The 23,991-nt window shown below is 70.1% G+C and carries 25 protein-coding genes; 23 read left to right on the top strand and 2 right to left on the bottom strand.

Going from position 1 to position 23,991, the window contains the following annotated elements:
• The first annotated feature begins 33 nt into the window (after positions 1–33).
• A complete protein-coding gene (locus IF11_RS0114685; RefSeq protein WP_030352020.1) occupies positions 34–528 on the top strand; it encodes an HIT family protein in 495 nt (164 codons plus the stop codon).
• Entirely contained in the window at positions 515–949 is a 435-nt protein-coding gene (locus tag IF11_RS0114680) for a MazG nucleotide pyrophosphohydrolase domain-containing protein (protein ID WP_078490681.1), read from the top strand. Before IF11_RS0114685 ends, IF11_RS0114680 begins: the two co-directional genes overlap by 14 nt.
• Here the strand turns inward: IF11_RS0114680 and IF11_RS0114675 are convergent.
• Positions 897–2,120 carry an MFS transporter gene (locus tag IF11_RS0114675; protein ID WP_037727709.1) on the bottom strand — a complete coding sequence of 408 codons (1,224 nt, stop codon included), beginning with the start codon at positions 2,118–2,120 and terminating at the stop codon, positions 897–899. The two genes, IF11_RS0114680 and IF11_RS0114675, sit on opposite strands and share 53 nt — an antisense overlap.
• A 69-nt stretch (positions 2,121–2,189) precedes the next feature.
• Between IF11_RS0114675 and IF11_RS0114670 the strand changes: the two genes are divergently transcribed.
• Positions 2,190–2,645 carry a MerR family transcriptional regulator gene (locus IF11_RS0114670; RefSeq protein WP_051745892.1) on the top strand — a complete coding sequence of 152 codons (456 nt, stop codon included), beginning with the start codon at positions 2,190–2,192 and terminating at the stop codon, positions 2,643–2,645.
• On the opposite strand, the gene IF11_RS0114665 is transcribed toward IF11_RS0114670, so the two are convergent.
• Positions 2,581–2,970, bottom strand: a complete 390-nt coding sequence (locus IF11_RS0114665; protein WP_030352016.1) for a hypothetical protein — start codon at positions 2,968–2,970, stop codon at positions 2,581–2,583. The genes IF11_RS0114670 and IF11_RS0114665 overlap by 65 nt on opposite strands.
• Positions 2,971–3,046: 76 nt before the next feature.
• Between IF11_RS0114665 and IF11_RS0114660 the strand changes: the two genes are divergently transcribed.
• From IF11_RS0114660 to IF11_RS0114565, 20 genes are all read left to right on the top strand, one after another.
• On the top strand, positions 3,047–3,541 hold the full coding sequence (locus tag IF11_RS0114660) for a response regulator (RefSeq protein WP_240627573.1): 495 nt from the start codon (positions 3,047–3,049) through the stop codon (positions 3,539–3,541).
• A gap of 55 nt (positions 3,542–3,596) precedes the next feature.
• Positions 3,597–4,655 carry an ArgS-related anticodon-binding protein NrtL gene (nrtL, locus tag IF11_RS0114655; RefSeq protein ID WP_030352014.1) on the top strand — a complete coding sequence of 353 codons (1,059 nt, stop codon included), beginning with the start codon at positions 3,597–3,599 and terminating at the stop codon, positions 4,653–4,655.
• 23 nt (positions 4,656–4,678) lie between these two features.
• Entirely contained in the window at positions 4,679–6,073 is a 1,395-nt protein-coding gene (lysA, locus tag IF11_RS0114650) for a diaminopimelate decarboxylase (RefSeq protein WP_030352013.1), read from the top strand.
• 108 nt (positions 6,074–6,181) lie between these two features.
• The gene (locus IF11_RS0114645; protein ID WP_030352012.1) at positions 6,182–7,483 is read left to right on the top strand and encodes a homoserine dehydrogenase; all 1,302 of its coding nucleotides are present in this window, start codon (positions 6,182–6,184) and stop codon (positions 7,481–7,483) included.
• A gap of 7 nt (positions 7,484–7,490) precedes the next feature.
• Positions 7,491–8,573, top strand: coding sequence for a threonine synthase (thrC, locus tag IF11_RS0114640; RefSeq protein WP_030352011.1), 1,083 nt, complete (start codon positions 7,491–7,493; stop codon positions 8,571–8,573).
• Positions 8,574–8,859: 286 nt separating this feature from the next.
• Positions 8,860–9,777, top strand: coding sequence for a homoserine kinase (thrB, locus tag IF11_RS0114635; protein ID WP_030352010.1), 918 nt, complete (start codon positions 8,860–8,862; stop codon positions 9,775–9,777).
• Between the two features lie 394 nt (positions 9,778–10,171).
• Entirely contained in the window at positions 10,172–12,244 is a 2,073-nt protein-coding gene (gene rho, locus IF11_RS0114630) for a transcription termination factor Rho (RefSeq protein ID WP_030352009.1), read from the top strand.
• Between the two features lie 352 nt (positions 12,245–12,596).
• The gene (locus IF11_RS0114625) at positions 12,597–13,697 is read left to right on the top strand and encodes an LCP family protein (RefSeq protein WP_030352008.1); all 1,101 of its coding nucleotides are present in this window, start codon (positions 12,597–12,599) and stop codon (positions 13,695–13,697) included.
• Between the two features lie 196 nt (positions 13,698–13,893).
• Positions 13,894–14,115 (top strand): 50S ribosomal protein L31, encoded by a 222-nt coding sequence (gene rpmE / locus IF11_RS0114620; protein WP_030352007.1) that lies wholly within the window; start codon positions 13,894–13,896, stop codon positions 14,113–14,115.
• A 101-nt stretch (positions 14,116–14,216) separates the two neighbouring features.
• A complete protein-coding gene (gene prfA, locus IF11_RS0114615; protein ID WP_030352006.1) occupies positions 14,217–15,296 on the top strand; it encodes a peptide chain release factor 1 in 1,080 nt (359 codons plus the stop codon).
• Positions 15,297–15,392: 96 nt separating this feature from the next.
• On the top strand, positions 15,393–16,232 hold the full coding sequence (gene prmC / locus IF11_RS0114610; protein ID WP_206300696.1) for a peptide chain release factor N(5)-glutamine methyltransferase: 840 nt from the start codon (positions 15,393–15,395) through the stop codon (positions 16,230–16,232).
• 95 nt (positions 16,233–16,327) lie between these two features.
• Complete coding sequence (locus tag IF11_RS0114605; RefSeq protein WP_030352004.1) at positions 16,328–16,975, top strand: L-threonylcarbamoyladenylate synthase; 648 nt, start codon at positions 16,328–16,330, stop codon at positions 16,973–16,975.
• Positions 16,972–17,631, top strand: coding sequence for an arsenate reductase/protein-tyrosine-phosphatase family protein (locus IF11_RS0114600; RefSeq protein WP_030352003.1), 660 nt, complete (start codon positions 16,972–16,974; stop codon positions 17,629–17,631). The genes IF11_RS0114605 and IF11_RS0114600 overlap by 4 nt, the downstream gene beginning before the upstream one ends.
• 99 nt (positions 17,632–17,730) lie before the next feature.
• On the top strand, positions 17,731–18,987 hold the full coding sequence (locus IF11_RS0114595; protein ID WP_030352002.1) for a serine hydroxymethyltransferase: 1,257 nt from the start codon (positions 17,731–17,733) through the stop codon (positions 18,985–18,987).
• A gap of 145 nt (positions 18,988–19,132) precedes the next feature.
• Positions 19,133–20,485, top strand: coding sequence for an MraY family glycosyltransferase (locus IF11_RS0114590; RefSeq protein ID WP_030352001.1), 1,353 nt, complete (start codon positions 19,133–19,135; stop codon positions 20,483–20,485).
• A 274-nt stretch (positions 20,486–20,759) separates the two neighbouring features.
• The gene (locus IF11_RS0114585) at positions 20,760–21,197 is read left to right on the top strand and encodes a Cg1360 family ATP-synthase-associated protein (RefSeq protein WP_030352000.1); all 438 of its coding nucleotides are present in this window, start codon (positions 20,760–20,762) and stop codon (positions 21,195–21,197) included.
• Between the two features lie 210 nt (positions 21,198–21,407).
• Positions 21,408–22,244, top strand: a complete 837-nt coding sequence (atpB, locus tag IF11_RS0114580) for a F0F1 ATP synthase subunit A (protein ID WP_030351999.1) — start codon at positions 21,408–21,410, stop codon at positions 22,242–22,244.
• A gap of 77 nt (positions 22,245–22,321) precedes the next feature.
• Positions 22,322–22,552, top strand: coding sequence for an ATP synthase F0 subunit C (atpE, locus tag IF11_RS0114575; RefSeq protein WP_030351998.1), 231 nt, complete (start codon positions 22,322–22,324; stop codon positions 22,550–22,552).
• Between the two features lie 41 nt (positions 22,553–22,593).
• Positions 22,594–23,148, top strand: a complete 555-nt coding sequence (locus IF11_RS0114570) for a F0F1 ATP synthase subunit B (RefSeq protein WP_030351997.1) — start codon at positions 22,594–22,596, stop codon at positions 23,146–23,148.
• On the top strand, positions 23,145–23,960 hold the full coding sequence (locus IF11_RS0114565) for a F0F1 ATP synthase subunit delta (protein ID WP_030351996.1): 816 nt from the start codon (positions 23,145–23,147) through the stop codon (positions 23,958–23,960). The genes IF11_RS0114570 and IF11_RS0114565 overlap by 4 nt, the downstream gene beginning before the upstream one ends.
• Positions 23,961–23,991 lie beyond the last annotated feature (31 nt).

Here is a 23,991-nt window from a genome sequence, read left to right as displayed (position 1 = left end):
TCCGTAGGAGGATTCAGGGTGGAGCGCCGGTCGATGGATCTCACGGGGTACGAGGAACGGGCCAGGCGCGGCCCCTGCTTCGTCTGCGCGTTCCTCGCGGGGGACCCCGCGTTCCGGCACGAGACGGTGTACGAGGACGAGGAGCACGTGGCCTTCCTCGACCGCTATCCGACCCTGCCCGGCAAGCTCCTGGTCGCGCCGAAGGCCCATGTCGAGCAGGTCGTCGGGGACTTGGACGAGGCCGCGTACACCCGGATGATGCTGTTCGTACGGACGGTCGCGCTGGCGATGGAGGACGTACTGGCGCCCGAGCGCACGTACCTGCTCTCGCTGGGCAGTCAGCAGGGCAACGCGCATCTGCACTGGCACATCGCCGGGCTGCCGCCGGGGGTGCCGTACGAGCGGCAGCAGTATCACGCGCTCATGGCCGAGCACGGCGTACTGGCCGCGCCTCCCGAGGAGAACGCGGCCCTGGCCGAGAGGCTGCGCCGGACGGTGCGGGAAAGGCTGGGGCATGGACCTCGATGAACTCCAGCGCCGCGCCCTGCGCGTCCATGACCTCTATGACGAACTGAACCTGCGGGAGCGCGGCCGGGTCTGGACGCGCGAGGAGTTCATGCTCGGGTTCGTCGGGGACGTCGGCGATCTGGCGAAGCTCGTCATGGCGGAGGAGGGCGCACGCGAGATACCGGGCGGCGGGCGCGCCGCTCTGGAACACGAACTGGCCGACTGCCTCTGGTCGGTGCTGATCCTGGCGCACCGGTACGGCGTCGATCTGGACGCCGCGTTCCTGCGCACGATGGACGGACTCGACCGGTCGATCAGCGATCAACTGGTCGGCGATCAACTGGTCGGCGACCAGCCGGGAAGCGACCAGCCGGTCAGTGGCCAGCCGGTCACTGACCAGCCGGTCGGCGCGCCGGGAAAGCGCGGCGGCGGGCCAGTGTGACCGTGGCCAGGGCGCCCGCGATGAGTGGGAGCGCCGTCCAGGGCAGCGCGCCCGCGCCGGCTCCCGCCGACTCCAGGACCACCCCGCCCGCGAGCGACCCCGCCGCGATGCCCGCGTTGTAGACGGTGGTCTGCATGGCGGTCGCGACATCCGCCCTGTCGGGGCCCGAGATATGGACCAGCGCCGTCTGGATCAGCGTGGGCGCCCCGCCGAACGCGACGCCCCACGCGGCGACCGAGGCCAGCAGGACCACGGGGTGCCGCCCGGCCAGGCCCAGCGCGGCCATCGCGACCGCGATCAGCGCGAGCGCCCCGAGAAGGGCCGGGCGCGGGTGGCGGTCGATCAGGACACCCACCAGCCAGATCCCGCCGACCGTGGCGACGCCGAACACGAACAGGACCACTCCGGTACGGCCGAAGCCCGCGCGCTCGGTGAACGGCGCCAGATAGGTGTACAGCGCCTGGTGCCCGAGCAGCAGGAGCAGCGTGGTGGCCAGCACCGCGGGGATGCCGGGCACGGCCGCGATCCGGCGCACCGGCACGCGGTCGGCGGCCGGTTCGCCGGGGAAGTCGGGGACCTGCCGGTACACCCAGCCCACCAGGACGAGCGCCAGCACGGCCACCGTCGCGAAGGCCGCGCGCCAGCCGAGCTCGGCGGCCAGGGCCGTACCCGCCGGGATGCCCAGGGAGAGCGCGACGGTGATACCGGCCAGCACGATGGCGATGGCGCGGCCCCGGCGCTCGGCCGGGGCCATCCGGGCGGCGTACCCGGCGAGCATCGCCCACAGTGTGCCGCCCATGACCCCGGCCAGCAGCCGGGCCGCGAACGTCAGCGCGTATACGGACGAGAGCGCGGTGACGGCGTTGCAGAGCGCGAAACCGACGAGCGCGCCGATGAGCACCGGGCGGCGGCGCAGGCCGCGCAGCGCGGCGGTGAGAGGTATCGCGGCGAGGAAGGAGGCGGCGGCGTACCCGGTCACCAGGAACCCGACCCGTCCCTCGGACACCTGGAGGCTCCGGCTCATGCCCGGCAGCAGCCCGGCGGGCAGCAGTTCGGTCATCACGGCGGTGAACGCCGCCGTGAACAGCGCCAGCAGCCCCCACAGGGGCAGCTTCGCCGCCGTACCGGAAACGGGCACAGCTGTGCGCTTCGAAGTCGATGCGGTGGACATGCGACCATGGTGAAACCTTCACATCAGTGTGAAGGCAAGCGGCGGAGAAGCAGGCAGGCGGGGAGCGCCATGAAGATCGGTGAACTGTCCCGGCGCACCGGCGTCCCCACCCGGATGCTCCGCTACTACGAGGAGCAGGACCTGCTCCACCCCGAGCGCGCCGACAACGGCTACCGCTCCTACGACACCTCTGCTGTCCACCGCGTCCAGCAGATCCGCGGACTGCTCGACTCCGGGCTCACCACCGAGATCATCCGCCGGATCCTGCCCTTCCTCAGCGGGCCCGACCAGATCCATCTCCACCCGGAATGCCTGACCCCGGAGACCGCGGGGCTGCTGCGCGACGAGGCCGAGCGTATCCATCAGCGCGTCGAATGCCTGGCCCGCAACCGCGACGCCATCTACGCCTATCTCGCCGCCGTCCAGCCGTCGGAGGAGGCCGCCGACAACGCCCCCGCCGCTATACCGCGTCGTTCGGACGGGACATCCGCAGCGCCAGCTCGCGCAGCAGATCCTCCGAGGTGATGTCCGTACGGCCGCTGTCATGGACCTCGGCCAGCTGCGCGAAGACGTACGTGAACGCGCCGATCAGCTGCATCATCGGCGGCAGCGCGGCGGCGGTCACCGCGTGCGCCGCTTCGAGCGGGGTGGACTCCGGGGAGACCGTGAACGACGGGAAGACCTCGGCGAGCAGCGAGCCGATCTGCCCCTCGCCCGAGCCCCGCTCGCCGCCGACCGCGCCGCCCTCCACACCGATATCCCCGTCCGTGTCCCGGTTGGCGGTCCGGATCCACTCCGCGGACTGCGTGAGAATGCCGATGGCCCTGAGAACGACTTCGCTCTGCTCCATACACCAGAGCCTATGGGGGCGCGGCACAGAGGCGCCCGCTCGGGCACCGTGCCCGCGTCGCCCGCCCGAGGTGGAAGTGGGCAAAACCCGGACGCGGCACCGGGTTCGGACCTACTCTCAAGTGGTGTCGGGCGAGTCCGGCCGGGTGCTTGTTGTCGACGACAACAGGGTCATCAGGCAGCTGATCAGGGTCAATCTCGAACTTGAGGGGTTCGAGGTCGTGACCGCGGCCGATGGTGCCGAGTGCCTGGAAGTCGTCCACGACGTCATGCCCGATGCCATCACTCTCGATGTGGTGATGCCCCGCCTCGACGGTGTCCGTACCGCCCAGCGGCTGCGCGCCGATCCCCGTACCAGCGATCTGCCGGTCGCGATCATCAGCGCCTGTACGCAGTACGAGGTGGAGTCCGGCATAGCCGCCGGTGTGGACGCCTTTCTCGCCAAACCCTTCGAGCCGGCCGAGCTGATCCGTCTCGTACGTCGGCTGACGCTTCGGGAGGGCCCGCCGTCCCTGGATGGCAGACGGGACGGCAGACGCGGTGCCGGGCGGGCCGGAAGCGCCCGCGGCTGACCGCATCGCGAAACCGGTTCGCGAAGGGGCCCCCCTCCTCCCATACGCTTGTCCCGTGACCCCCGCCGAGCTCTCCCGAACCGTACGGCGCGCCGTGTGCCGCGCGGTCGAGGACGACGCCCTCCCGGGGCCCGTGCCCGAACGGGTCACGGTCGAGCGGCCCCGCCCCGGCGGCCGGGGGGACTACGCCAGCAATATCGCGCTGCGGCTGGCGGGCCCGGCCGGGCGCCCGCCCCGCGAGGTCGCCGAGATCGTGCGTGCGAGCATCCTGCGCTCCGCGGCCGACTCCCCGACGAGCCCCGGCGCGGCTCCCGGTATCGACCGCATCGAGATCACCGGCCCCGGCTTCCTGAACTTCACCCTGGCCCGCGACAGCCGCGCCGAGCTGGTCCGTACGGTCCTGCGCGCGGGGCCGCGCTACGGCTACGGCGACGCGCTCGCCGGTACGAGCGTGACCCTCGCCGCCTCCGACGAGCCCAGGGCCGCCCTCTGGACGGACACGGTCGTGGAGCTGCTCCGTAGCCAGGGCGCGCGGGCGGAGATCGTGCCCGGAGCCGGCGAGAGGCTGCGCCCGCTGCCCGCCTCCGTCGGCGACGCCCCCGCCGGCGACGACCTCTTCGCCCGGCTGGGCCCCGACGCGGCCCGCTGGGGGCTGCTGCGGCCCGCCGCCCACGACCGCCCGCAGACCGGCGCGGAGCTGCTCGTGCAGCGCGAGAGCAACCCGCTGTTCCAGGTGCGGTACGCGTACGCCCGTACGCGCGCCCTCGCGCGCAACGCGGCACAACTCGGCATCACCCCCGCTCCGACCCTCGACGAGACCCCCGAGGTCACCGGCCACGACAGCGCCACCGCGCTCCTCCTCACCGCCCTCGGCGACCACCCCGCCGTCCTCGAAGCCGCCGCCCGGCTGCGCGCGCCCGACCGGCTCGCCCGCCGGCTCGAACACACCGCGGACGCGTTCCTTCGCTTCCAGGAGACCTGCCGCCCGCTGCCCCTCGGCGACGAGAAACCCTCGGCCGCCCACCGCTCCCGGCTCGCGCTCGCCGACGCCGCCGGGGCCGTGCTGGCCGGCGGCCTGTCCCTGCTCGGCATCGATGCCCCCGCATACCTCTGAAGAGATCCAAGAGAGCCAAGAACATGAGCCGTTCCGCACACCCCGCAGGCCCCCGTCACGCGGATGTCCTCACCGAAGGCCACTACACCGCGCCCGCCGCCGACCTCAACGCCCTTGACGAGAAGGTCTGGTCGCGTACGGTCCGCAGGAACGAGGACGGGGTGGCGACCGTCGCGGGAATCGAAGTGACCAGGCTGGCCGAGGAGTTCGGCACCCCCGCGTACTTCCTCGACGAGGCGGACTTCCGCGCCCGCTGCCGCGCCTGGGCCGATGCCTTCGGCAAGGACGCCGATGTGTTCTACGCGGGCAAGGCGTTCCTGTCCCGGGCCGTCGTCCGCTGGCTCCACGAGGAGGGCCTCAACCTCGACGTCTGCTCCGGCGGTGAACTCGCCACCGCCCTGGCGGCCGGCATGCCCGCCGAGCGGATCGCCTTCCACGGCAACAACAAGTCCGCGCGGGAGATCGAGCGGGCGGTCTCCGCCGGCGTCGGCCGTATCGTCCTCGACTCCTTCCAGGAGATCGTCCAGGTCGCGCATATCGCGCAGCGCCTCGGCAGGCGCCAGCCGGTCCAGATCCGGGTGACGGTCGGCGTCGAGGCGCATACGCACGAGTTCATCGCCACCGCGCACGAGGACCAGAAGTTCGGGATCGCGCTTGCCGACGGGCAGGCCGCGGAGGCCGTCCGGCGGGCCCTCAAGCTCGACGGGATCGAACTGATCGGTATCCACTCGCACATCGGCTCGCAGATCTTCGACATGGCCGGCTTCGAGGTCTCCGCCCGCCGTGTCGTCCAGCTGCTCGCCGAGGTACGCGACGAGCACGGCGTGGAGCTGCCCGAGATCGACCTCGGTGGCGGCCTCGGTATCGCGTACACCTCCGAGGACGATCCTCGCGAGCCGCATGACATTGCGAAGGCCCTCAGCGACATCGTCACCCGCGAGTGCGAGTCCGCCGGGTTGCGCACCCCGCGGATCTCCGTCGAGCCGGGGCGCGCGATCGTGGGCCCCACGGCCTTCACCCTGTACGAGGTCGGCACGATCAAGCCGCTCGAAGGGCTGCGGACGTATGTCAGTGTGGACGGTGGCATGTCCGACAACATCCGTACGGCCCTGTACGACGCCGAGTACAGCGTGGCGCTCGTCTCCCGCCGCTCCGACGCCGAGGCGATGCTGACGCGCGTCGTCGGCAAGCACTGCGAGAGCGGCGACATCGTCGTACGTGACGCGTTCCTGCCCGCCGATCTGGCACCCGGTGATCTGATCGCCGTCCCCGCCACCGGCGCGTACTGCCGCTCGATGGCGAGCAACTACAACCACGCGCTCCGGCCGCCCGTCGTCGCCGTCAGGGACGGGGAGGCCCGGGTGCTCGTCCGGCGTGAGACGGAGGAAGATCTTCTGCGTCTCGATGTCGGTCACTGAAATACATGTCTCGCAATCTGGACGGGGCACAGAAACTCCCGTCCAGTGAGTGAGACTGGTTCGGATTCCTGCTTTGAACAGCTGTGATGGATGAAAGGCGTAGGTCGGATGATGCGTACGCGTCCGCTGAAGGTGGCGCTGCTGGGCTGTGGAGTGGTCGGCTCAGAGGTGGCGCGCATCATGACGACGCACGCCGGCGACCTCGCGGCGCGGATCGGGGCCCCGGTCGAGCTGGCCGGGGTGGCCGTCCGGCGCCCCTCCAAGGTGCGTGAGGGCATAGACCCCGCACTGATCACCACGGACGCGACCGCGCTGGTCAAGCGCGGCGACATCGATGTGGTCGTCGAGGTCATCGGCGGGATCGAGCCTGCCCGTACGCTGATCACCACCGCGTTCGAGCACGGCGCCTCGGTCGTCTCCGCGAACAAGGCGCTGCTCGCCGAGGACGGCGCGACGCTCTACGCGGCGGCCGAGCGGCACGGCCGGGATCTGTACTTCGAGGCGGCCGTCGCCGGCGCCATCCCGCTGATCAGGCCGCTGCGCGAGTCCCTCGCCGGGGACAAGGTGAACCGGGTCCTCGGCATCGTCAACGGCACCACCAACTTCATCCTCGACCGGATGGACACCGCCGGCGCCGGGTACTCCGAGGCGCTCGACGAGGCCACCGCCCTCGGCTACGCGGAGGCCGACCCGACCGCGGACGTCGAGGGCTTCGACGCCGCCGCGAAGGCCGCCATCCTCGCCGGGATCGCCTTCCACACCCGGGTGGGCCTCGACGACGTGCACCGCGAGGGCATCACGGAGGTCACCTCCGCCGATCTCGCCTCGGCGAAACGGATGGGCTGCACCGTCAAACTCCTCGCCATCTGCGAGCGCGCCGCCGACGGCCGGTCCGTCACCGCGCGGGTCCACCCGGCGATGATCCCGCTCAGCCATCCGCTCGCCTCCGTGCGCGAGGCGTACAACGCGGTCTTCGTCGAGGCCGAGGCGGCCGGACAGCTGATGTTCTACGGCCCCGGCGCGGGCGGCTCCCCGACGGCGTCCGCCGTGCTCGGCGATCTCGTCGCCGTCTGCCGCAACAAGCTCAACGAGGCCACGGGCCCCGGCGAGTCGGCGTACACCCAGCTGCCCGTGAGCCCCATGGGCGAGGTCGTGACGCGCTACCACATCAGCCTCGACGTGGCCGACAAACCGGGTGTACTCGCCCAGGTCGCCACGGTCTTCGCCGAGCATGGTGTATCGATCGATACGGTACGTCAGAAAGGCCGACAGGACGGCAACGGCGAGGCCGCCCTCGTCGTCGTCACCCACCGCGCGCCAGACGCCGCCCTCTCCGGGACCGTCGAAGCGCTGCGCAAGCTCGACACCGTGCGCGGTGTCGCCAGCATCATGCGTGTTGAAGGGGAGTAAGGGACCCATGACCAGCATTGGCGCCCGCGAGGGCACCCACCAGTGGCGCGGCATCATCGAGGAGTACCGGGACCGCCTCCCGGTGACGGACCGCACGCCGATCGTCACCCTCCGTGAGGGTGGTACGCCGCTCGTCCCCGCGCAGGTGTTGTCCGAGCGCACGGGGTGTGAGGTTCATCTCAAGGTCGAGGGCGCCAACCCCACCGGATCCTTCAAAGACCGTGGCATGACCATGGCCATCACCCGGGCCAAGGAGGAGGGCGCCCAGGCGGTCATCTGCGCCTCCACCGGCAACACCTCGGCCTCGGCCGCCGCCTACGCGGTACGCGCCGGAATGGTCTGCGCCGTGCTCGTACCCCAGGGGAAGATCGCGCTGGGCAAGATGGGCCAGGCGCTCGTCCACGGCGCGCGCATCCTCCAGGTCGAGGGCAACTTCGACGACTGTCTGACGCTGGCGCGCTCGCTGTCCGACAACTACCCGGTGGCGCTGGTCAATTCGGTCAATCCGGTCCGTATCGAGGGCCAGAAGACCGCCGCCTTCGAAATCGTGGACGCGCTGGGCGACGCCCCCGACATCCATGTGCTGCCCGTCGGGAACGCCGGCAACATCACGGCGTACTGGAAGGGCTACACCCAGTACGCCGCCGACGGCCCCGCCGCGAGCACCCCGCGCATGTGGGGCTACCAGGCGTCCGGCTCCGCGCCGATCGTGCGCGGCGAGATCGTCAAGGACCCGCACACCGTCGCGACCGCGATCCGGATCGGCAACCCGGCGTCATGGCAGTACGCGCTGGCCGCCCGTGACGAGTCCGGCGGCTTCATCGACGAGGTGACGGACCGGCAGATCCTGGCCGCCTACCGGCTGTTGGCCTCCCAGGAGGGCGTCTTCGTCGAGCCCGCCTCGGCCGCCTCCGTCGCCGGTCTGCTCAAGGCCGCGGAGGAGGGCAAGGTCGACCCCGGCCAGCGCATCGTCTGCACCGTCACCGGAAACGGTCTCAAGGACCCGGACTGGGCGGTCGCGGGGGCGCCGCAGCCGGTCACCGTACCGGTGGACGCGGTCGCGGCGGCCCAGCGCCTGGGCCTGGCGTAGGGCCGGTACGGGCACGGTCCGGCTCCTGCGCGCCGATGTCGGCGCACAGGAGCCATGCGACACGCATCGTGCGCCTCCTGTGCGCCCTATGTCGCCATGGAACCTTCCTTCGATAGGCTGTACTCAACCCGCCCCGCCGCATATGCCGCGGTGTTGCCCCTGTGGCCCTCGGGTGTTCCGTATGTCCATGGACATCTCGCAGCCGTCCCTGTCTCGCAGCCGAATCCCGTAGCCCCGCAGTCACCACCTCTGTAGTCCCGCAGTCACAAGGAGAGTCGTCAGAGCGATGGCCGGTCCCGCGTTCCGCGCCGCCGCCGTACGGGTGCGCACCCCCGCCACCAGCGCCAATCTCGGCCCGGGCTTCGATGCCTTCGGCCTGTCGCTGGGGCTCTACGACGACGTGGTCGTCCGCGTCGCCGACTCCGGCCTGCATGTCGACATCGCGGGCGAGGGCGCCGAGACGCTTCCCCGCGACGAGAACCACCTGCTCGTACGGTCCCTGCGCACGGCCTTCGAGCTGCTCGGCGGGCAGCCGCGCGGCCTGGAGCTCGTCTGCGCCAACCGCATCCCGCACGGCCGCGGTCTGGGCTCCTCGTCCGCCGCGATCTGCGCCGGGATCGTGGCGGCCCGCGCGGTGACCATAGGCGGCGACGCCCGGCTCGACGACGCGGCGCTGCTCGAACTGGCCACCGAGATCGAGGGCCACCCCGACAATGTCGCCGCCTGTCTGCTCGGCGGGTTCACGGTGGCCTGGATGGACGGCGGAGCGGCGCGCGCCATCAGGATGAAGCCCGCCGATTCCATCGTTCCGGTGGTTTTCGTGCCCGGCAGCCCGGTTCTCACCGAGACCGCGCGCGGCCTGCTGCCGCGCACCGTCCCCCATGTGGACGCGGCGGTCAACGCCGGTCGTGCGGCCCTGCTCGTCGAGGCCCTGACCAGGCGCCCTGAGCTGCTGCTGCCGGCCACCGAGGACCGGCTGCACCAGGATTACCGGACCCCGGCGATGCCGCAGAGCGTCGCGCTGGTCAACCGACTGCGCGCGGACGGCGTCCCCGCGGTCATCTCCGGCGCGGGCCCCACGGTCCTGGCGCTGGTCGAGGACGGTGCGGCCGACAAGGTCGCACGGCTGGCGGGCGAGGGGTGGGCGGCCAATCGGCTCTCCCTCGACGCCGCGGGGACGAGCGTTCTGCCGCTCGGCTCGTAGCCACAGGAGATTGCCGGTGAGTGAGAGGGGGAATGTTTGTTGGAGCCGGTAGTGTTAACCTCAAGTCTGCAACCGACGTCTTTGAGGCGCGGTGCTTCGTGTCCCGCTTCGGGACCACCCTTCTTCCGGGAGCCTCCCCAACTGCCTGAGCAGCCTGCCTGAGCAGTTTTGAGCACGCACCGGAACCGGCACGACACCCCCCGTTTTTCCCAGCGGTGGGCCGAGCAGGGGGACCTCGGGCCGGACCCATGGCACGTATGCACGTTTGCAGATCTCTCCGCCATACCCGGCGGGACCACCGCCCCGGCACGGTCCACAAGACAGGACCGCAGTCGGACAGCACAACCGGTCGCCGAGCCAGAAGGCCGACGTCCGCTCCAGGGAAGGACCCTTCGTGAGCGACACCACCGATCTGATGGGCGTGACTGCCGACAGCACTGTCGACACGACCGCGCCCGCCGAAGGTGCTGCCACTGGCACCACCGCACGGCGCCGCCGCTCCGGCACCGGCCTTGAGGGCATGGTCCTGGCCGAGCTGCAGCAGGTCGCGTCAGGCCTCGGCATCAGGGGCACCGCGCGGATGCGCAAGAGCCAGCTGATCGAGGTCATCAAGGAGGCGCAGGCCGGGGGCTCGTCCGCCGCCAAGAGCGCCGACTCCGGCAGCGCCGACGCCGAGACCAAGCCGAAGCGGCGCGCGACCTCCAAGGCCCGTACGGGCGAGGCCGCCGAGGAGAAGTCCGGCAAGGCCGAGAAGGCCGTGGCCCAGCAGCAGATCGACATCCCCGGCCAGCCCGCCAGTGACGATCAGCCGACGGGCGAGCGCCGCCGTCGCAGGGCCACCGCGCAGGCGGGCAGCCCCGAGACCGCCACGGCAGAGGCCCCGGCCGATGTCAAGGTCGAGGCCCAGCCCGACGCCAAGGCCGAGGCGGCCGTCTCCGCGTCCGCCACCGGCTCGGCGCAGGCCGAGGCCGACGGCCGGCGCGGCGAGCGCCAGGACCGCGGCCAGCGCGGCGACCGTGACCGCGGCGAGCGCGGCGAGCGCGGCGACCGCCGTGACCGCCAGCGCGACCGCCGGGGCAAGGGCGACGACCAGCAGGGCGGCCAGGGCGGTCAGCAGCAGGGCGGCGGCCGTCAGCAGCGCGACAACCGCGGCGGCGGCCAGAGCCAGGGCCAGAGCGGCGGCCAGAACGCCGGCCCGCAGGACGACTTCGACGACGAGGCGGGCGGCCGGCGCGGCCGGCGCGGGCGCTACCGCGACCGCCGTGGCCGTCGTGGCCGCGACGAGTTCGGGCCCGGCGAGCCGCAGGTCGCCGACGACGATGTGCTGATCCCCGTCGCGGGCATCCTCGACATCCTCGACAACTACGCGTTCATCAGGACCTCCGGCTACCTGCCCGGTCCGAACGACGTGTACGTCTCGCTCGCCCAGGTCCGCAAGAACGGTCTGCGCAAGGGTGACCATGTCACCGGCGCGGTCCGCCAGCCCAAGGAAGGCGAGCGCCGCGAGAAGTTCAACGCGCTGGTCCGCCTCGACTCCGTCAACGGCATGGCGCCCGAAACCGGCCGCGGCCGGCCGGAGTTCCAGAAGCTGACGCCGCTCTACCCGCAGGACCGGCTCCGGCTGGAGACCGACCCGGGTGTCCTGACGACGCGGATCATCGACCTGGTCGCCCCCATCGGCAAGGGCCAGCGCGGCCTGATCGTGGCCCCGCCGAAGACCGGTAAGACCATGATCCTCCAGGCCATCGCCAACGCGATCACGGTCAACAGCCCCGAGTGCCATCTGATGGTCGTCCTCGTCGACGAGCGTCCTGAAGAGGTCACCGACATGCAGCGGTCGGTCAAGGGCGAGGTCATCTCCTCGACCTTCGACCGCCCGGCCGAGGACCACACCACCGTCGCCGAGCTGGCCATCGAGCGAGCGAAGCGTCTGGTGGAGCTGGGGCACGACGTGGTCGTCCTGCTGGACTCGATCACCCGTCTGGGCCGTGCGTACAACCTCGCGGCTCCCGCCTCCGGACGCATCCTGTCCGGTGGTGTCGACTCGACCGCGCTCTACCCGCCGAAGCGCTTCTTCGGCGCGGCGCGCAACATCGAGGACGGCGGCTCGCTGACCATCCTGGCCACCGCGCTGGTCGAGACCGGCTCGCGCATGGACGAGGTGATCTTCGAGGAGTTCAAGGGCACCGGCAACATGGAGCTCAAGCTCGACCGGAAGCTCTCCGACAAGCGCATCTTCCCGGCGGTGGACGTGGACGCGTCCAGCACCCGTAAGGAAGAGATCCTGCTCGGCAGCGACGAGCTCGCCGTCGTCTGGAAGCTGCGCCGGGTGCTGCACGCGCTGGACCAGCAGCAGGCGATCGAGCTGCTGCTGGACAAGATGAAGCAGACGAAGTCGAACGCGGAGTTCCTGCTCCAGATCCAGAAGACGACGCCCGGCCCCGGAAACGGCAACGGCAACGACTGACGGAGACCGACTGACCTGGACCGACCAGGTCCGCCGGTCACGAAACCGCCCCTTCGCCACGGCGAGGGGGCGGTTTTCCGTGACCGGCCGCCCGGAGACCTTCGCCACACCCCCGGGACCGGCCCTGTCCGGCCCGTGGGCGGCTCCGTACGCCAAAGACGCAGGTGACCGCCGGTGCCCTCACCCGGGCGGCGCAGCGCCCCGGCAGGCTCCCTCGCCCTGTGAGCCCGGGGCGGCCACAGCGTGCTGTGCAACCCTTCTTGATGCTTCACTGTCTGTACAAGTGGTGATGAAACGTCCCACATCGCACGGCGGGAGGTAACGGAATCGGCGCGACGGACAGAGGGAAACCATGACCGACCGGAGCGACAGCCGAATACGTGGCGGCGGCAAGCGCCGCAAGACCTCGGGCAAGCGCCGGCGCGCGACCACCGTCGTGGCGTGGTCGGCCGCGGGTCTGGTTCTCCTCGGCGGATCCGGGATCGGTTACGTCTATTTCAAGCTCAACGGCAACCTCCTGGGCATCGACATCAACGCCCAGCTGGGCCGCGACCGCCCGGCCAACGCCGACAACGGCTCCGAGGACATCCTCGTCCTCGGCTCGGACTCCCGGTCCGGCGCGAACGCCGCGTACGGCAAGGACGGCGGCGGCGCCCGCTCCGACACTGCGGTGATCGTCCACGTCCACAAGGGCCACAAAACGGCCAGCGTCGTCTCGATACCGAGGGACACCCTGATCGACCGCCCCGAGTGCACCGACTCGAAGGGCGCCGCCGTGCCCGGCGCGCAGTTCGCCATGTTCAACACGGCGTACGAGGTCGGGGGGCCCGCCTGCGCCGTGAAGACCGTCGAGAAGATGTCCGGCATCCGCATGGATCACTACATCGAGGTCGACTTCACCGGTTTCAAGAAGCTCGTCGACCAGCTCGGAGGCGTGAAGATCACCACCACGCGGGCCATCGACGACCCCAAGAGCCATCTCACACTCGCGCCCGGCACCCACACCCTCGACGGTGAGCAGTCCCTCGGTCTCGTACGGACCCGCCACAGTGTCGGCGACGGCAGCGACCTGGGCCGGATAGAGCTCCAGCAGGCGTTCATCAAGGCGCTGATCGAGCAGGTCAAGAGCATCGGCGTGTTCAGCAACCCGAAGAAGCTGTACGACCTCGCCGACACCGCCACCCGCGCGATCACCCCGGATTCCCAGCTCGATTCGGTCGACAAACTGATCGGATTCGCCGGCGGACTCAAAGACCTCGGGGCCAAGGACGTCAAGATGATCACGCTCCCGGTCCGGTACGACCCCGCCGACCGGAACCGCGTGCTGCCCCTCCAGGCCCCCTCGCAGCAGGTCTGGAAGGCGCTCAGGGAGGACAAGCCCATCCCCGCCTCCGCGACCAAGGACTCCGCGGGCGACCGGGGCGACGCGAACGGCGTGGTCGAGAGCGGCTGACCGGCCCGCTTGCGGGCACCGGCTTTCCGTAGGTGTGGGGCGGAATCCGGAATACTTTCCGCCGCACCCCCGTTTTGGGAGATACGGCCGGTCCTGGCAGACTGGTACGTCGGTCCCGGTTCACGCACGCGCACTCCGTACGTGCGACCCGGTGCCCTCCCCGCCCCCGCGCGGGGATGTTCCCTAGGAGAACCCCTTGAAGCGCGACATCCACCCCGCGTACGTCGAGACCCAGGTCAGCTGCACCTGCGGTGCGTCGTTCACCACCCGGAGCACCATCGAGTCCGGCACCATCCGTGCCGACCTCTGCTCCGAGTGCCACCCGTTCTACACGGGCAAGCAGAAGATCCTCGACACCGGTGGCCGCGTGGCCCGCTTCGAGGCCCGCTTCGGCAAGGCCGCCGCCGCCAAGAAGTAGCGAGCACCCCGCGCCGGTTCTCGGTGCCCCGATGACCGGGGCGCCGAGACCGGCGCTTTGGCGTCCCGAAGCACCTTTCGTACGAAAACCAGGAGCCCCCGATGTTCGAGGCGGTCGAGGAACTGATCGGCGAGCACGCCGATCTGGAGAAGAAGCTCGCCGACCCGTCGGTCCACGCGGACCAGGCGAACGCGCGCAAGCTCAACAAGCGTTACGCCGAGCTCACCCCGATCATCGGCACCTACCGCTCCTGGAAGCAGACCGGCGAGGACATCGTGACCGCCCGCGAGTTCGCGGCCGACGATCCCGATTTCGCCGCCGAGGTCAAGGAGCTGGAGAAGCAGCGCGAAGAGCTGACCGAGAAGCTCCGCCTGCTGCTCGTACCGCGCGACCCCAGCGACGACAAGGACGTCATCCTGGAGGTCAAGGCCGGCGCGGGCGGCGACGAGTCCGCGCTCTTCGCCGGCGACCTGCTGCGCATGTATCTGCGGTACGCGGAGCGCGTCGGCTGGAAGACCGAGATCATCGACGCCACCGAATCCGAGCTGGGCGGCTACAAGGACGTCCAGGTCGCGGTGAAGACCAAGGGCGGCAACGGCGCCACCGAGCCCGGACAGGGCGTCTGGGCGCGGCTGAAGTACGAGGGCGGGGTGCACCGCGTACAGCGCGTGCCGTCCACCGAGTCGCAGGGCCGTATCCACACCTCCGCCGCCGGTGTGCTCGTCACGCCCGAGGCGGAGGAGGTCGACGTCGAGATCCACGCGAACGATCTGCGGATCGACGTCTACCGCTCCTCGGGACCCGGCGGCCAGTCCGTCAACACCACCGACTCCGCCGTACGGATCACCCATCTGCCGACCGGTGTCGTCGCCTCCTGCCAGAACGAGAAGAGCCAGCTCCAGAACAAGGAGCAGGCACTGCGTATCCTTCGCTCGCGGCTTCTCGCGGCCGCGCAGGAGGAGGCGGAGAAGAACGCGGCGGACGCCCGGCGCAGCCAGGTGCGGACGGTCGACAGGTCCGAGAAGATCCGGACGTACAACTTCCCGGAAAACCGGATCTCCGACCACCGCGTCGGTTTCAAGGCGTACAACTTGGACCAGGTGCTCGACGGAGACCTGGACGCGGTCATCCAGGCCTGTGTCGACGCCGACTCCGCAGCGAAGCTCGCCGCCGCCCAGTAACCACTCTCGCAGTCCGGAGGAACCAGCGTGCAGCCACTTTCCGGTGGGCACAGCGACCCTCAGCGGCTCCGTCGCGGGCCCGCCAGCCGCAGCAGCCTGCTGCTCGCCGAGGTGGCCCAGGCCACCCAGCGGCTGGCGGACGCGGGCGTGCCCTCGCCGCGCTTCGACGCGGAGGAGCTCGCCGCGTATGTGCACGGCGTCAAGCGGGGAGAGCTGCACAACGTCAAGGACTCGGACTTCGACGCCCGCTACTGGGAGGCCGTGGCCCGCCGCGAGGCCCGCGAGCCGCTCCAGCACATCACCGGACGCGCCTTCTTCCGCTATCTGGAACTCCAGGTGGGGCCCGGCGTGTTCGTGCCGCGCCCGGAGACCGAGTCGGTCGTCGGCTGGGCGATAGACGCCGTACGCGCCATGGACGTCGTGGAGCCGCTCATCGTCGACCTGTGCTCGGGCTCCGGCGCGATCGCGCTCGCCATGGCACAGGAGGTGCCGCGCTCGCGCGTACACGCCGTGGAGCTGTCCGAGCAGGCCCTCGCCTGGACGCGGAAGAACGCGGAGGGATCCAGGGTGACCGTCCACCAGGGAGACGCTCTGAGCGCCCTTCCCGAGTTCGACGGCCAGGTCGATCTGGTCATCTCCAACCCGCCGTACATCCCGCTGACCGAGTGGGAGTACGTGGCTCCCGAGGCCCGTGACCACGATCCGGAGATGGCCCTCTTCTCCGGCGAGGACGGCCTCGACACGATCCGCGGCATCGAACGCACCGCGCACCGGCTGCTGCGGCCCGGCGGTCTGGTCGTCGTCGAACACGCGGACACCCAGGGCGGTCAGGTGCCGTGGATCTTCAGTGAGGAATCCGGCTGGGCGGACGCCGCCGACCACCCCGATCTGAACAAGCGACCGCGCTTCGCGACGGCCCGTAAGGCCATGCCGTGACCGCGACGGCGCCAGTGACCGCGACGACCGCTACAGCCGCAGAGACCGCCGCACCGGCAGTGAACCGGGCATCAGACCACAGGAGGGCCGGCTAAATGGCACGGCGATACGACTGCAACGACGCGACCGACCGTACGACGGGTCTGCGCGAGGCCGCGTCGGCCGTCCGCCGTGGTGAGCTGGTCGTGCTGCCCACCGACACCGTCTACGGGATCGGTGCGGACGCCTTCAGCTCCGAGGCCGTCGCCGATCTGCTGGGGGCCAAGGGGCGCGGCCGCAATATGCCCACCCCTGTCCTGATCGGCTCCCCGAACACCCTGCACGGCCTCGTCACCGACTTCTCGGAGCAGGCCTGGGAGCTGGTCGACGCGTTCTGGCCCGGCGCGCTGACCCTCGTCGCCAAGCACCAGCCGTCCCTCCAGTGGGACCTCGGGGACACCCGAGGCACCGTCGCCATCCGGATGCCGCTGCACCCCGTCGCCATCGAACTGCTCACCGAGGTCGGCCCGATGGCCGTCTCCAGCGCCAACCTCACGGGACACCCGGCCCCCGAGGACTGCGACGCCGCGCAGGAGATGCTCGGGGACGCCGTCTCCGTCTATCTCGACGGCGGCCCGACGCCCGGCAACGTGCCCTCCTCGATCGTCGACGTCACCGGCAACGTTCCGGTGCTGCTGCGGGCCGGTGCCCTCGACGCGGAGGAGCTCCGCAAGGTGGTACCCGACCTTGAGGTGGCCAATTGACCGCCCCTGAGGGGCGTGGCATAGCGGAGACCGCATTCACCGGCAACACCTTCCGCATCCTCCACGTCAGCACCGGCAACGTCTGCCGCTCGCCCATCACCGAGCGGCTGAACCGGCATGCCCTGACCGTCCGCCTCGGCGAGCGGCTCACCGGCGGCCTGATCGTGGAGAGCGCGGGCACCTGGGGGCATGAGGGCGCGGCCATGGAGGCCAACGCGGAAGCCGTACTGGCCGACTTCGGCGCGGACGCCTCCGGCTTCGTCGGCCGCGAACTGCTCGACGAACACGTCATCCGCGCCGACCTGGTCCTCACCGCGACCCGCGACCACCGCGCCCAGGTGATCTCCATGGGCCACTCCGCAGGGCTGCGCACCTTCACGCTCAAGGAGTTCACCCGGCTGGTGCGGGCCATAGACCCGGCGACGCTGCCCGACCCCCTCGACGAGGGGGTGGTCGAGCGCGCCCGCGCCCTGGTCCGCGCGGCGGCGGCGCTGCGCGGCTGGCTGCTGGCGCCCACGGCGGAGGCGGACGAGGTCTACGACCCGTACGGCGCGCCCATCACGTTCTTCCGCTCCATCGGCGAGGAGATCCACCAGGCGCTGGACCCGGTTGTCACAGCGCTGACGGGGGTCCCGGCGCGGCCGGGGTTGCTTTAAAGCGGGCCGCCGGGGACAGGCGGCCTCGCCATCGCGCATCAGCGTTCCCACCGGCCTACATTGGAAGGCACGCAACCCCTCCGAGGTCCGGAGTCCGCCATGGCCGTCGTCACCGCCCCCCGAACGACCGCGCCGGACATCCTGCGCCGGCAGGATCCCGAGATGGCCGAGGTGATCCTCGGGGAGGCGCGTCGGCAGGCGGACAGTCTCCAGCTGATCGCCGCCGAGAACTTCACCTCGCCCGCCGTTCTCGCCGCGCTCGGCTCCCCGCTCGCCAACAAGTACGCCGAGGGCTATCCAGGCGCCCGCCACCACGGCGGGTGTGAGCTGGTCGACGCCGCCGAGCGGATCGCGATCGCGCGGGCGAAGGCGCTCTTCGGGGCCGAGCACGCCAACGTACAGCCGCACTCCGGGTCGTCCGCCGTCCTCGCCACGTACGCCGCCCTGCTGCGGCCAGGGGACACCGTGCTGGCCATGGGGCTGGCGTACGGGGGGCATCTCACCCATGGCGCGCCCGTCAACTTCTCCGGCCGCTGGTTCGACTTCGTCGGGTACGGGGTCGACGCCGAGAGCGGGATCATCGACTACGCGCAGGTGCACCAGCTGGCGCGGACGCACCGGCCCAAGGCCATCGTCTGCGGCTCGATCTCGTATCCCCGGCATATCGACTACGAGACGTTCCGCGAGATCGCCGACGACGTCGGCGCGTATCTGATCGCGGACGCAGCCCATCCGATCGGGCTCGTCGCCGGGGGAGCGGCGCCCAATCCCGTGCCGTACGCCGATGTCGTGTGCGCGACGACGCACAAGGTGCTGCGCGGGCCGCGCGGCGGGATGATCCTCTGCGGCGAGGAGTACGCGGAGCGCGTCGACCGGGCGGTGTTCCCGTTCACGCAGGGCGGCGCGCAGATGCACACGATCGCGGCCAAGGGGGTCGCCTTCGGGGAGGCGGCGGCGCCCGCGTTCACGGCGTACGCGCACCGGGTCGTGGCCAACGCCCGTGCGCTGGCCGAGGCGTTGGCCACGGAGGGTTTCCTCATCACTACGGGTGGTACCGACACGCATCTGATCACCGCCGACCCGTCGCCCCTGGGAGTGGAGGGCAGAACGGCCCGCGGCCGGCTGGCCGCCGCCGGGATGGTGCTGGACACCTGCGCGCTGCCCTACGCGGACGGGCGCGGCATCCGGCTGGGTACCGCCGCCGTGACCACCCAGGGCATGGGAGAGGCGGAAATGCGCCGGATCGCGGCCCTCTTCGCCGCGGCGCTGCGTGAGGATGTTGCGGAGGCGCGGGGGGTCCGCGGTGAAGTACGGAGCCTGACCGGGCGTTTTCCGCCGTATGGGACCCTTTCCTGAATGAAACATCCGGGGGCGGGAAGCCGTGCAACCATCTCGCTCATTGTGTAGTCCTCGCTCATAACGCGACTCGGTTTCCATCGGTGGATCCGGAGCGGGCTAGTGTGTGGGGCTGAGATGGCCAGCGATTCCTGTGGGGCAGCCCGTGCGTGATTACCTGCTGACGCTCTGTGTGACGGCTGCGGTGACCTATCTGCTGACCGGCCCGGTGCGGAAGTTCGCCATCGCGACCGGAGCGATGCCGGAGATCCGCGCCCGCGACGTGCACCGCGAACCGACGCCGAGGCTCGGCGGCATCGCCATGTTCTTCGGCCTGTGCGCCGGACTGCTCGTCGCCGACAACCTGCAGAACCTCAACGGGGTCTTCGAGCTCTCCAACGAACCGCGCGCGCTGCTCTCCGGCGCCGCGCTGATCTGGCTGATCGGTGTCCTCGACGACAAGTTCGAGATCGACGCGCTGATCAAGCTCGGCGCCCAGATGATCGCCGCGGGCGTGATGGTGATGCAGGGTCTGACGATCCTGTGGATCCCGGTGCCCGGTATCGGCATGGTCTCGCTGACCTCCTGGCAGGGCACACTGCTCACCGTCGCGCTGGTGGTGATCACCATCAACGCGGTCAACTTCGTGGACGGTCTCGACGGCCTCGCGGCCGGCATGGTCTGCATCGCCGCCACGGCCTTCTTCCTGTACACCTACCGGCTCTGGTACGGGTACGGCATCGAGGCCGCCGCCCCCGCCACGCTCTTCGCCGTCATCCTCATGGGCATGTGTGTGGGCTTCCTGCCGCACAACATGCATCCGGCGCGCATCTTCATGGGCGACTCGGGATCGATGCTGATCGGTCTGGTGCTCTCGGCGGGCGCGATCTCCGTGACGGGTCAGGTCGACCTGGACGTCCTGAAGGTCTTCGAGGGGTCAGGGCGCGCGGCCACACACGCCGCCCTGCCGGTCTTCATCCCGCTGCTGCTGCCGCTGACGATCATCGCGATCCCGTTCGCGGACCTGGTGCTGGCCGTCGTACGCCGCGCCTGGAACGGCCAGTCGCCGTTCGCCGCCGACCGGGGCCATCTCCACCACCGGCTGCTGGAGATCGGTCACTCGCACAGCAGGTCCGTCCTGATCATGTACTTCTGGTCGGCGCTGATCGCGTTCGGTGTGGTCCTGTACTCGGTGCACTCGGCGTCGATGTGGATCCTGCCGGTCGTCGTCGTCCTGAGCGCGGTGGGGCTGGTGCTCCTGCTGCTGCCGCGCTTCACACCGCGGGCCCCGCTCTGGGCCCAGGCCTTCGTACCGCCGCGCTACCGGCGCCGCAAGCGGGCGGCGGCCGAGCCGGACGGCTCGCACGAGGAGATCGTTCCCGAGCCGGTCCCCGAGCCGCTGGGGGCGCAGGGAATGGCGGCGGAGCGTACGCCTGTTCCCGCCGGCGTCAACGGGGCGACCGCCCTCGGCGCTCGTTCGCGTTTTTCCGACAGAAGAAAGGCCGATTCCAGGCGTTGAGCCTGGGGCCATTACACTCGTCGGAGCCCAATACCAGACACAACGCACCGCTGTCCTGCACACACGCGCGGGTTAACTCTCATGTGTGACAGTCAGCACACCACCATGGTAAAGACCTCATCAAATAGTTTGTGATACTGTTCACGAGACCCGGCGACAGAGCCGAAGGACCGTAGTGCGACGGTCCGTTGGCCCGAGAAACCCTCTCTCGGACCGGGCCTACGCTCGTCCATGACGACACCATCTGCCCCACCCATTCAGCGGAGCTGCCGCCATGCCGTCCAACGACGTCCGGAACCTCCTTCACGCCGCCGTGCCCACTGCTGCCGCCGGCGTTGTCGCCGCTGTGGTCAGCGGTGTGGTCGCGGGGGGCAAGGGAGCTCTGGGGGCCGCCGTCGGCGCGCTGTTGGTGATCTTCTTCATGGGGATGGGGCTCACGGTTCTCCAGCGCACGGCCAAGTCGCTGCCGCAGTTGTTCCAGGCGATGGGGCTGATGCTCTACACCGCCCAGCTGTTGCTCGTTTTCATTTTCGTGGCCGCCTTCAAGGACACCACGTTGTTCAACCCGAAGGCGTTCGCTCTCACGCTCGTTGTGACGACCCTCGTCTGGGTCGCCGCTCAGGCTCGCGCGCACATGAAGGCCAAGATCCTCTACGTCGACCCCGAACCCTCGTCCGCAGGAAAGGCCGAGAAGACGGGGTCGTCGGCGTGAGAGGTAGGGCCGGGATAAGTGCCCGTTCGGGATCCTGCTATCGTCCGGTGCCAACTGCGGCATTGCGGGCGCGGGCATCCGAGCTGACGCCTGTTCTCACGCGAGGCTCAACGCCCGACCGCCGTCCCCACATCCGTTACACCAGTCCAGTGCCGAACCGCGGCTGCGCGCCGCGCCGACACAACGAGGTTGCCGTACCTATGCGCCATGCTGAAGGAGCCCGCGGTGAGTGCTGACCCGACGCAGGTGCTCGCCTTCGAGACCGACTGCCACATCTTCGCTGACTGTGGCTTCCCGGCACCCGGCCTGCACTCGTTCCTGTTCAAGCCGATCTTCGGCAACGCGGACAGCAACCTGTACTTCAACAAGCCGATGCTGCTGGCGCTGCTCGGCTCCATCATCATCGTGGGCTTCTTCTGGGCCGCTTTCCGTAAGCCGAAAGTTGTCCCGGGCAAGCTTCAGATGGTGGCCGAGGCCGGCTACGACTTCGTTCGCCGCGGGGTCGTCTACGAGATCATCGGCAAGAAGGAGGGTGAGAAGTATGTACCGCTCATCGTCTCGCTCTTCTTCTTCGTCTGGATGATGAACCTCTGGTCGATCGTTCCGGTCGCCCAGTTCCCGGTGACATCGATCATCGCGTACCCGATCGGTCTCGCACTGATCGTTTACGTCCTCTGGGTGTCACTGACCTTCAAGCGGCACGGATTCGTCGGCGCCTTCAAGAACTTCACGGGCTACGACAAGTCGCTCGGCGCGGTGCTGCCGATGTCCATGACGATCGAGCTCTTCTCGAACCTGCTGGTCCGGCCGTTCACGCACGCGGTGCGACTCTTCGCCAACATGTTCGCGGGCCACACGCTGCTGCTGCTCTTCACCATCGCGAGCTGGTACCTGCTCAACGGCATCGGCATCGCGTACGCCGGCGTCTCGTTCGTGATGGTCATCGTGATGACCGCCTTCGAGCTCTTCATCCAGGCCCTTCAGGCGTATGTCTTCGTGCTCCTGACCTGCAGCTACATTCAGGGCGCGCTCGCCGAGCAACACTGAGCCCGTCCTCACTCCAGACCCCACAGCCGTCCGGTGGCCAACCCCCACCGGTCCGTGAAAGAGAAGGAAGAACTGGCATGTCCTCGACTCTTGCCGCCGTATCCGGTTCGCTCGGCTCCATCGGCTACGGCCTGGCCGCCATCGGCCCCGGCGTCGGCGTCGGCATCATCTTCGGTAACGGCACCCAGGCCCTCGCCCGTCAGCCCGAGGCCGCTGGTCTGATCCGTACCAACCAGATCCTCGGTTTCGCATTCTGTGAGGCGCTCGCCCTCATCGGTCTGGTCATGCCGTTCGTCTACGGCACGTGATCTCACCATCACGACCAGTCCACTAGACGAAAGGCACTGATATGAGCCCGCTGCTCACTATCGCGGCTGCGGAGGGTGAAAACCCCCTCGTTCCGCCGATTCCCGAGCTCGTCATCGGCCTGCTCGCCTTCGTCATCGTCTTCGGCCTCCTCGCCAAGAAGCTCCTTCCGAACATCAACAAGGTTCTGGAAGAGCGTCGCGAGGCCATCGAGGGCGGTATCGAGAAGGCCGACGCCGCCAAGACCGAGGCGGAGAGCGTCCTTGAGCAGTACAAGGCGCAGCTCGCCGAAGCCCGGCACGAGGCCGCCAGGCTCCGCCAGGAGGCGACCGAGCAGGGCACCGCGATCATCCAGGAGATGAGGGCGGAAGGTCAGCGGCAGCGTGAGGAGATCGTCGCCGCCGGTCACGCCCAGATCGAGGCCGACCGCAAGTCCGCGGCCAGCGCGCTGCGCCAGGACGTGGGCAAGCTCGCCACCGAACTGGCCGGCAAGCTCGTCGGGGAGTCCCTTGAGGACCACGCCCGGCAGAGCCGCACCATCGACCGCTTCCTCGATGAGCTTGAGGACGGCGCTTCGAAGGCCGAGGCCACGCGATGAACGGAGCGAGCCGCGAGGCGCTGGCCGCCGCGCGTGAGCGTCTCGACGCGCTGACCGACAGCACGTCGGTCGACGCGGCGAAGCTCGCCGAAGAGCTGGCCGCCGTGACCGCGCTGCTCGACCGTGAGGTCTCGCTGCGTCGGGTCCTGACCGACCCGGCGCAGGCCGGCGAGGCCAAGGCCGAGCTGGCCGGACGGCTGCTGAGCGGTCAGGTGGGCGGTCCGGCCGCCGATCTGGTCTCCGGCATGGTCCGCTCCCGCTGGTCGCAGCCGCGTGACCTGGTCGACTCGGTGGAGGAGCTCTCGGCGACCGCCGAGCTCACCGCCGCGCAGCAGGCCGGTTCGCTGGACAACGTGGAGGACGAGCTGTTCCGGTTCGGCCGGATCGTCGAGTCCAGCCCCGCGCTGCGGGCCGCGCTGACCGACCGGTCGGCGACGACCACCGCCAAGACCGGGCTCCTCAACGGTCTGCTGGGCGGCCGGGCCAATCCGGCCACCGAGCGTCTGGTAGTGCGTCTCGTGACCCGGCCCCGGGGACGTAGCCTGGAAGCGGGTCTCCAGACCCTGTCCCGGCTCGCCGCGGCGCGCCGGGACCGGTTGGTCGCCGTCGTCACCTCGGCCGTGCCGCTCAGCGACGGACAGAAGCAGCGTCTCGGCGCCGCTCTGGCCAGGCTGTACGGCCACCCGATGCATCTGAACCTGGACGTGGACCCCGAGGTCCTCGGCGGGATCTCGGTGCGGGTCGGCGACGAGGTCATCAACGGCACCGTCGCGGACCGTCTCGAAGAGGCGGAACGGCGACTCGCGGGCTGACGACGGACGGCGGAGCCGTCCGCGGACGCAG

It is taken from the genome of Streptomyces scopuliridis RB72 (genome assembly GCF_000718095.1).
Classification (GTDB): domain Bacteria; phylum Actinomycetota; class Actinomycetes; order Streptomycetales; family Streptomycetaceae; genus Streptomyces; species Streptomyces scopuliridis.
Note: the sequence above shows the minus strand (reverse complement) of the source record. Positions and strands in the feature narration are given on the sequence as shown.

Bases quoted from the DNA above. Each gene is read 5' to 3' on its own strand.
- IF11_RS0114665 (WP_030352016.1), bottom strand. From the start codon at position 2,970: ATGGAGCAGAGCGAAGTCGTTCTCAGGGCCATCGGCATTCTCACGCAG.
- IF11_RS0114595 (WP_030352002.1), top strand. From the start codon at position 17,731: ATGGCCGTCGTCACCGCCCCCCGAACGACCGCGCCGGACATCCTGCGC.
- IF11_RS0114585 (WP_030352000.1), top strand. From the start codon at position 20,760: ATGCCGTCCAACGACGTCCGGAACCTCCTTCACGCCGCCGTGCCCACT.
- IF11_RS0114645 (WP_030352012.1), top strand. From the start codon at position 6,182: ATGATGCGTACGCGTCCGCTGAAGGTGGCGCTGCTGGGCTGTGGAGTG.
- IF11_RS0114625 (WP_030352008.1), top strand. From the start codon at position 12,597: ATGACCGACCGGAGCGACAGCCGAATACGTGGCGGCGGCAAGCGCCGC.
- thrB (WP_030352010.1), top strand. From the start codon at position 8,860: ATGGCCGGTCCCGCGTTCCGCGCCGCCGCCGTACGGGTGCGCACCCCC.
- IF11_RS0114675 (WP_037727709.1), bottom strand. From the start codon at position 2,120: ATGTCCACCGCATCGACTTCGAAGCGCACAGCTGTGCCCGTTTCCGGT.
- IF11_RS0114670 (WP_051745892.1), top strand. From the start codon at position 2,190: ATGAAGATCGGTGAACTGTCCCGGCGCACCGGCGTCCCCACCCGGATG.
- prfA (WP_030352006.1), top strand. From the start codon at position 14,217: ATGTTCGAGGCGGTCGAGGAACTGATCGGCGAGCACGCCGATCTGGAG.
- atpE (WP_030351998.1), top strand. From the start codon at position 22,322: ATGTCCTCGACTCTTGCCGCCGTATCCGGTTCGCTCGGCTCCATCGGC.
- IF11_RS0114570 (WP_030351997.1), top strand. From the start codon at position 22,594: ATGAGCCCGCTGCTCACTATCGCGGCTGCGGAGGGTGAAAACCCCCTC.
- thrC (WP_030352011.1), top strand. From the start codon at position 7,491: ATGACCAGCATTGGCGCCCGCGAGGGCACCCACCAGTGGCGCGGCATC.
- IF11_RS0114680 (WP_078490681.1), top strand. From the start codon at position 515: ATGGACCTCGATGAACTCCAGCGCCGCGCCCTGCGCGTCCATGACCTC.
- IF11_RS0114605 (WP_030352004.1), top strand. From the start codon at position 16,328: ATGGCACGGCGATACGACTGCAACGACGCGACCGACCGTACGACGGGT.
- IF11_RS0114565 (WP_030351996.1), top strand. From the start codon at position 23,145: ATGAACGGAGCGAGCCGCGAGGCGCTGGCCGCCGCGCGTGAGCGTCTC.
- lysA (WP_030352013.1), top strand. From the start codon at position 4,679: ATGAGCCGTTCCGCACACCCCGCAGGCCCCCGTCACGCGGATGTCCTC.
- IF11_RS0114685 (WP_030352020.1), top strand. From the start codon at position 34: ATGGATCTCACGGGGTACGAGGAACGGGCCAGGCGCGGCCCCTGCTTC.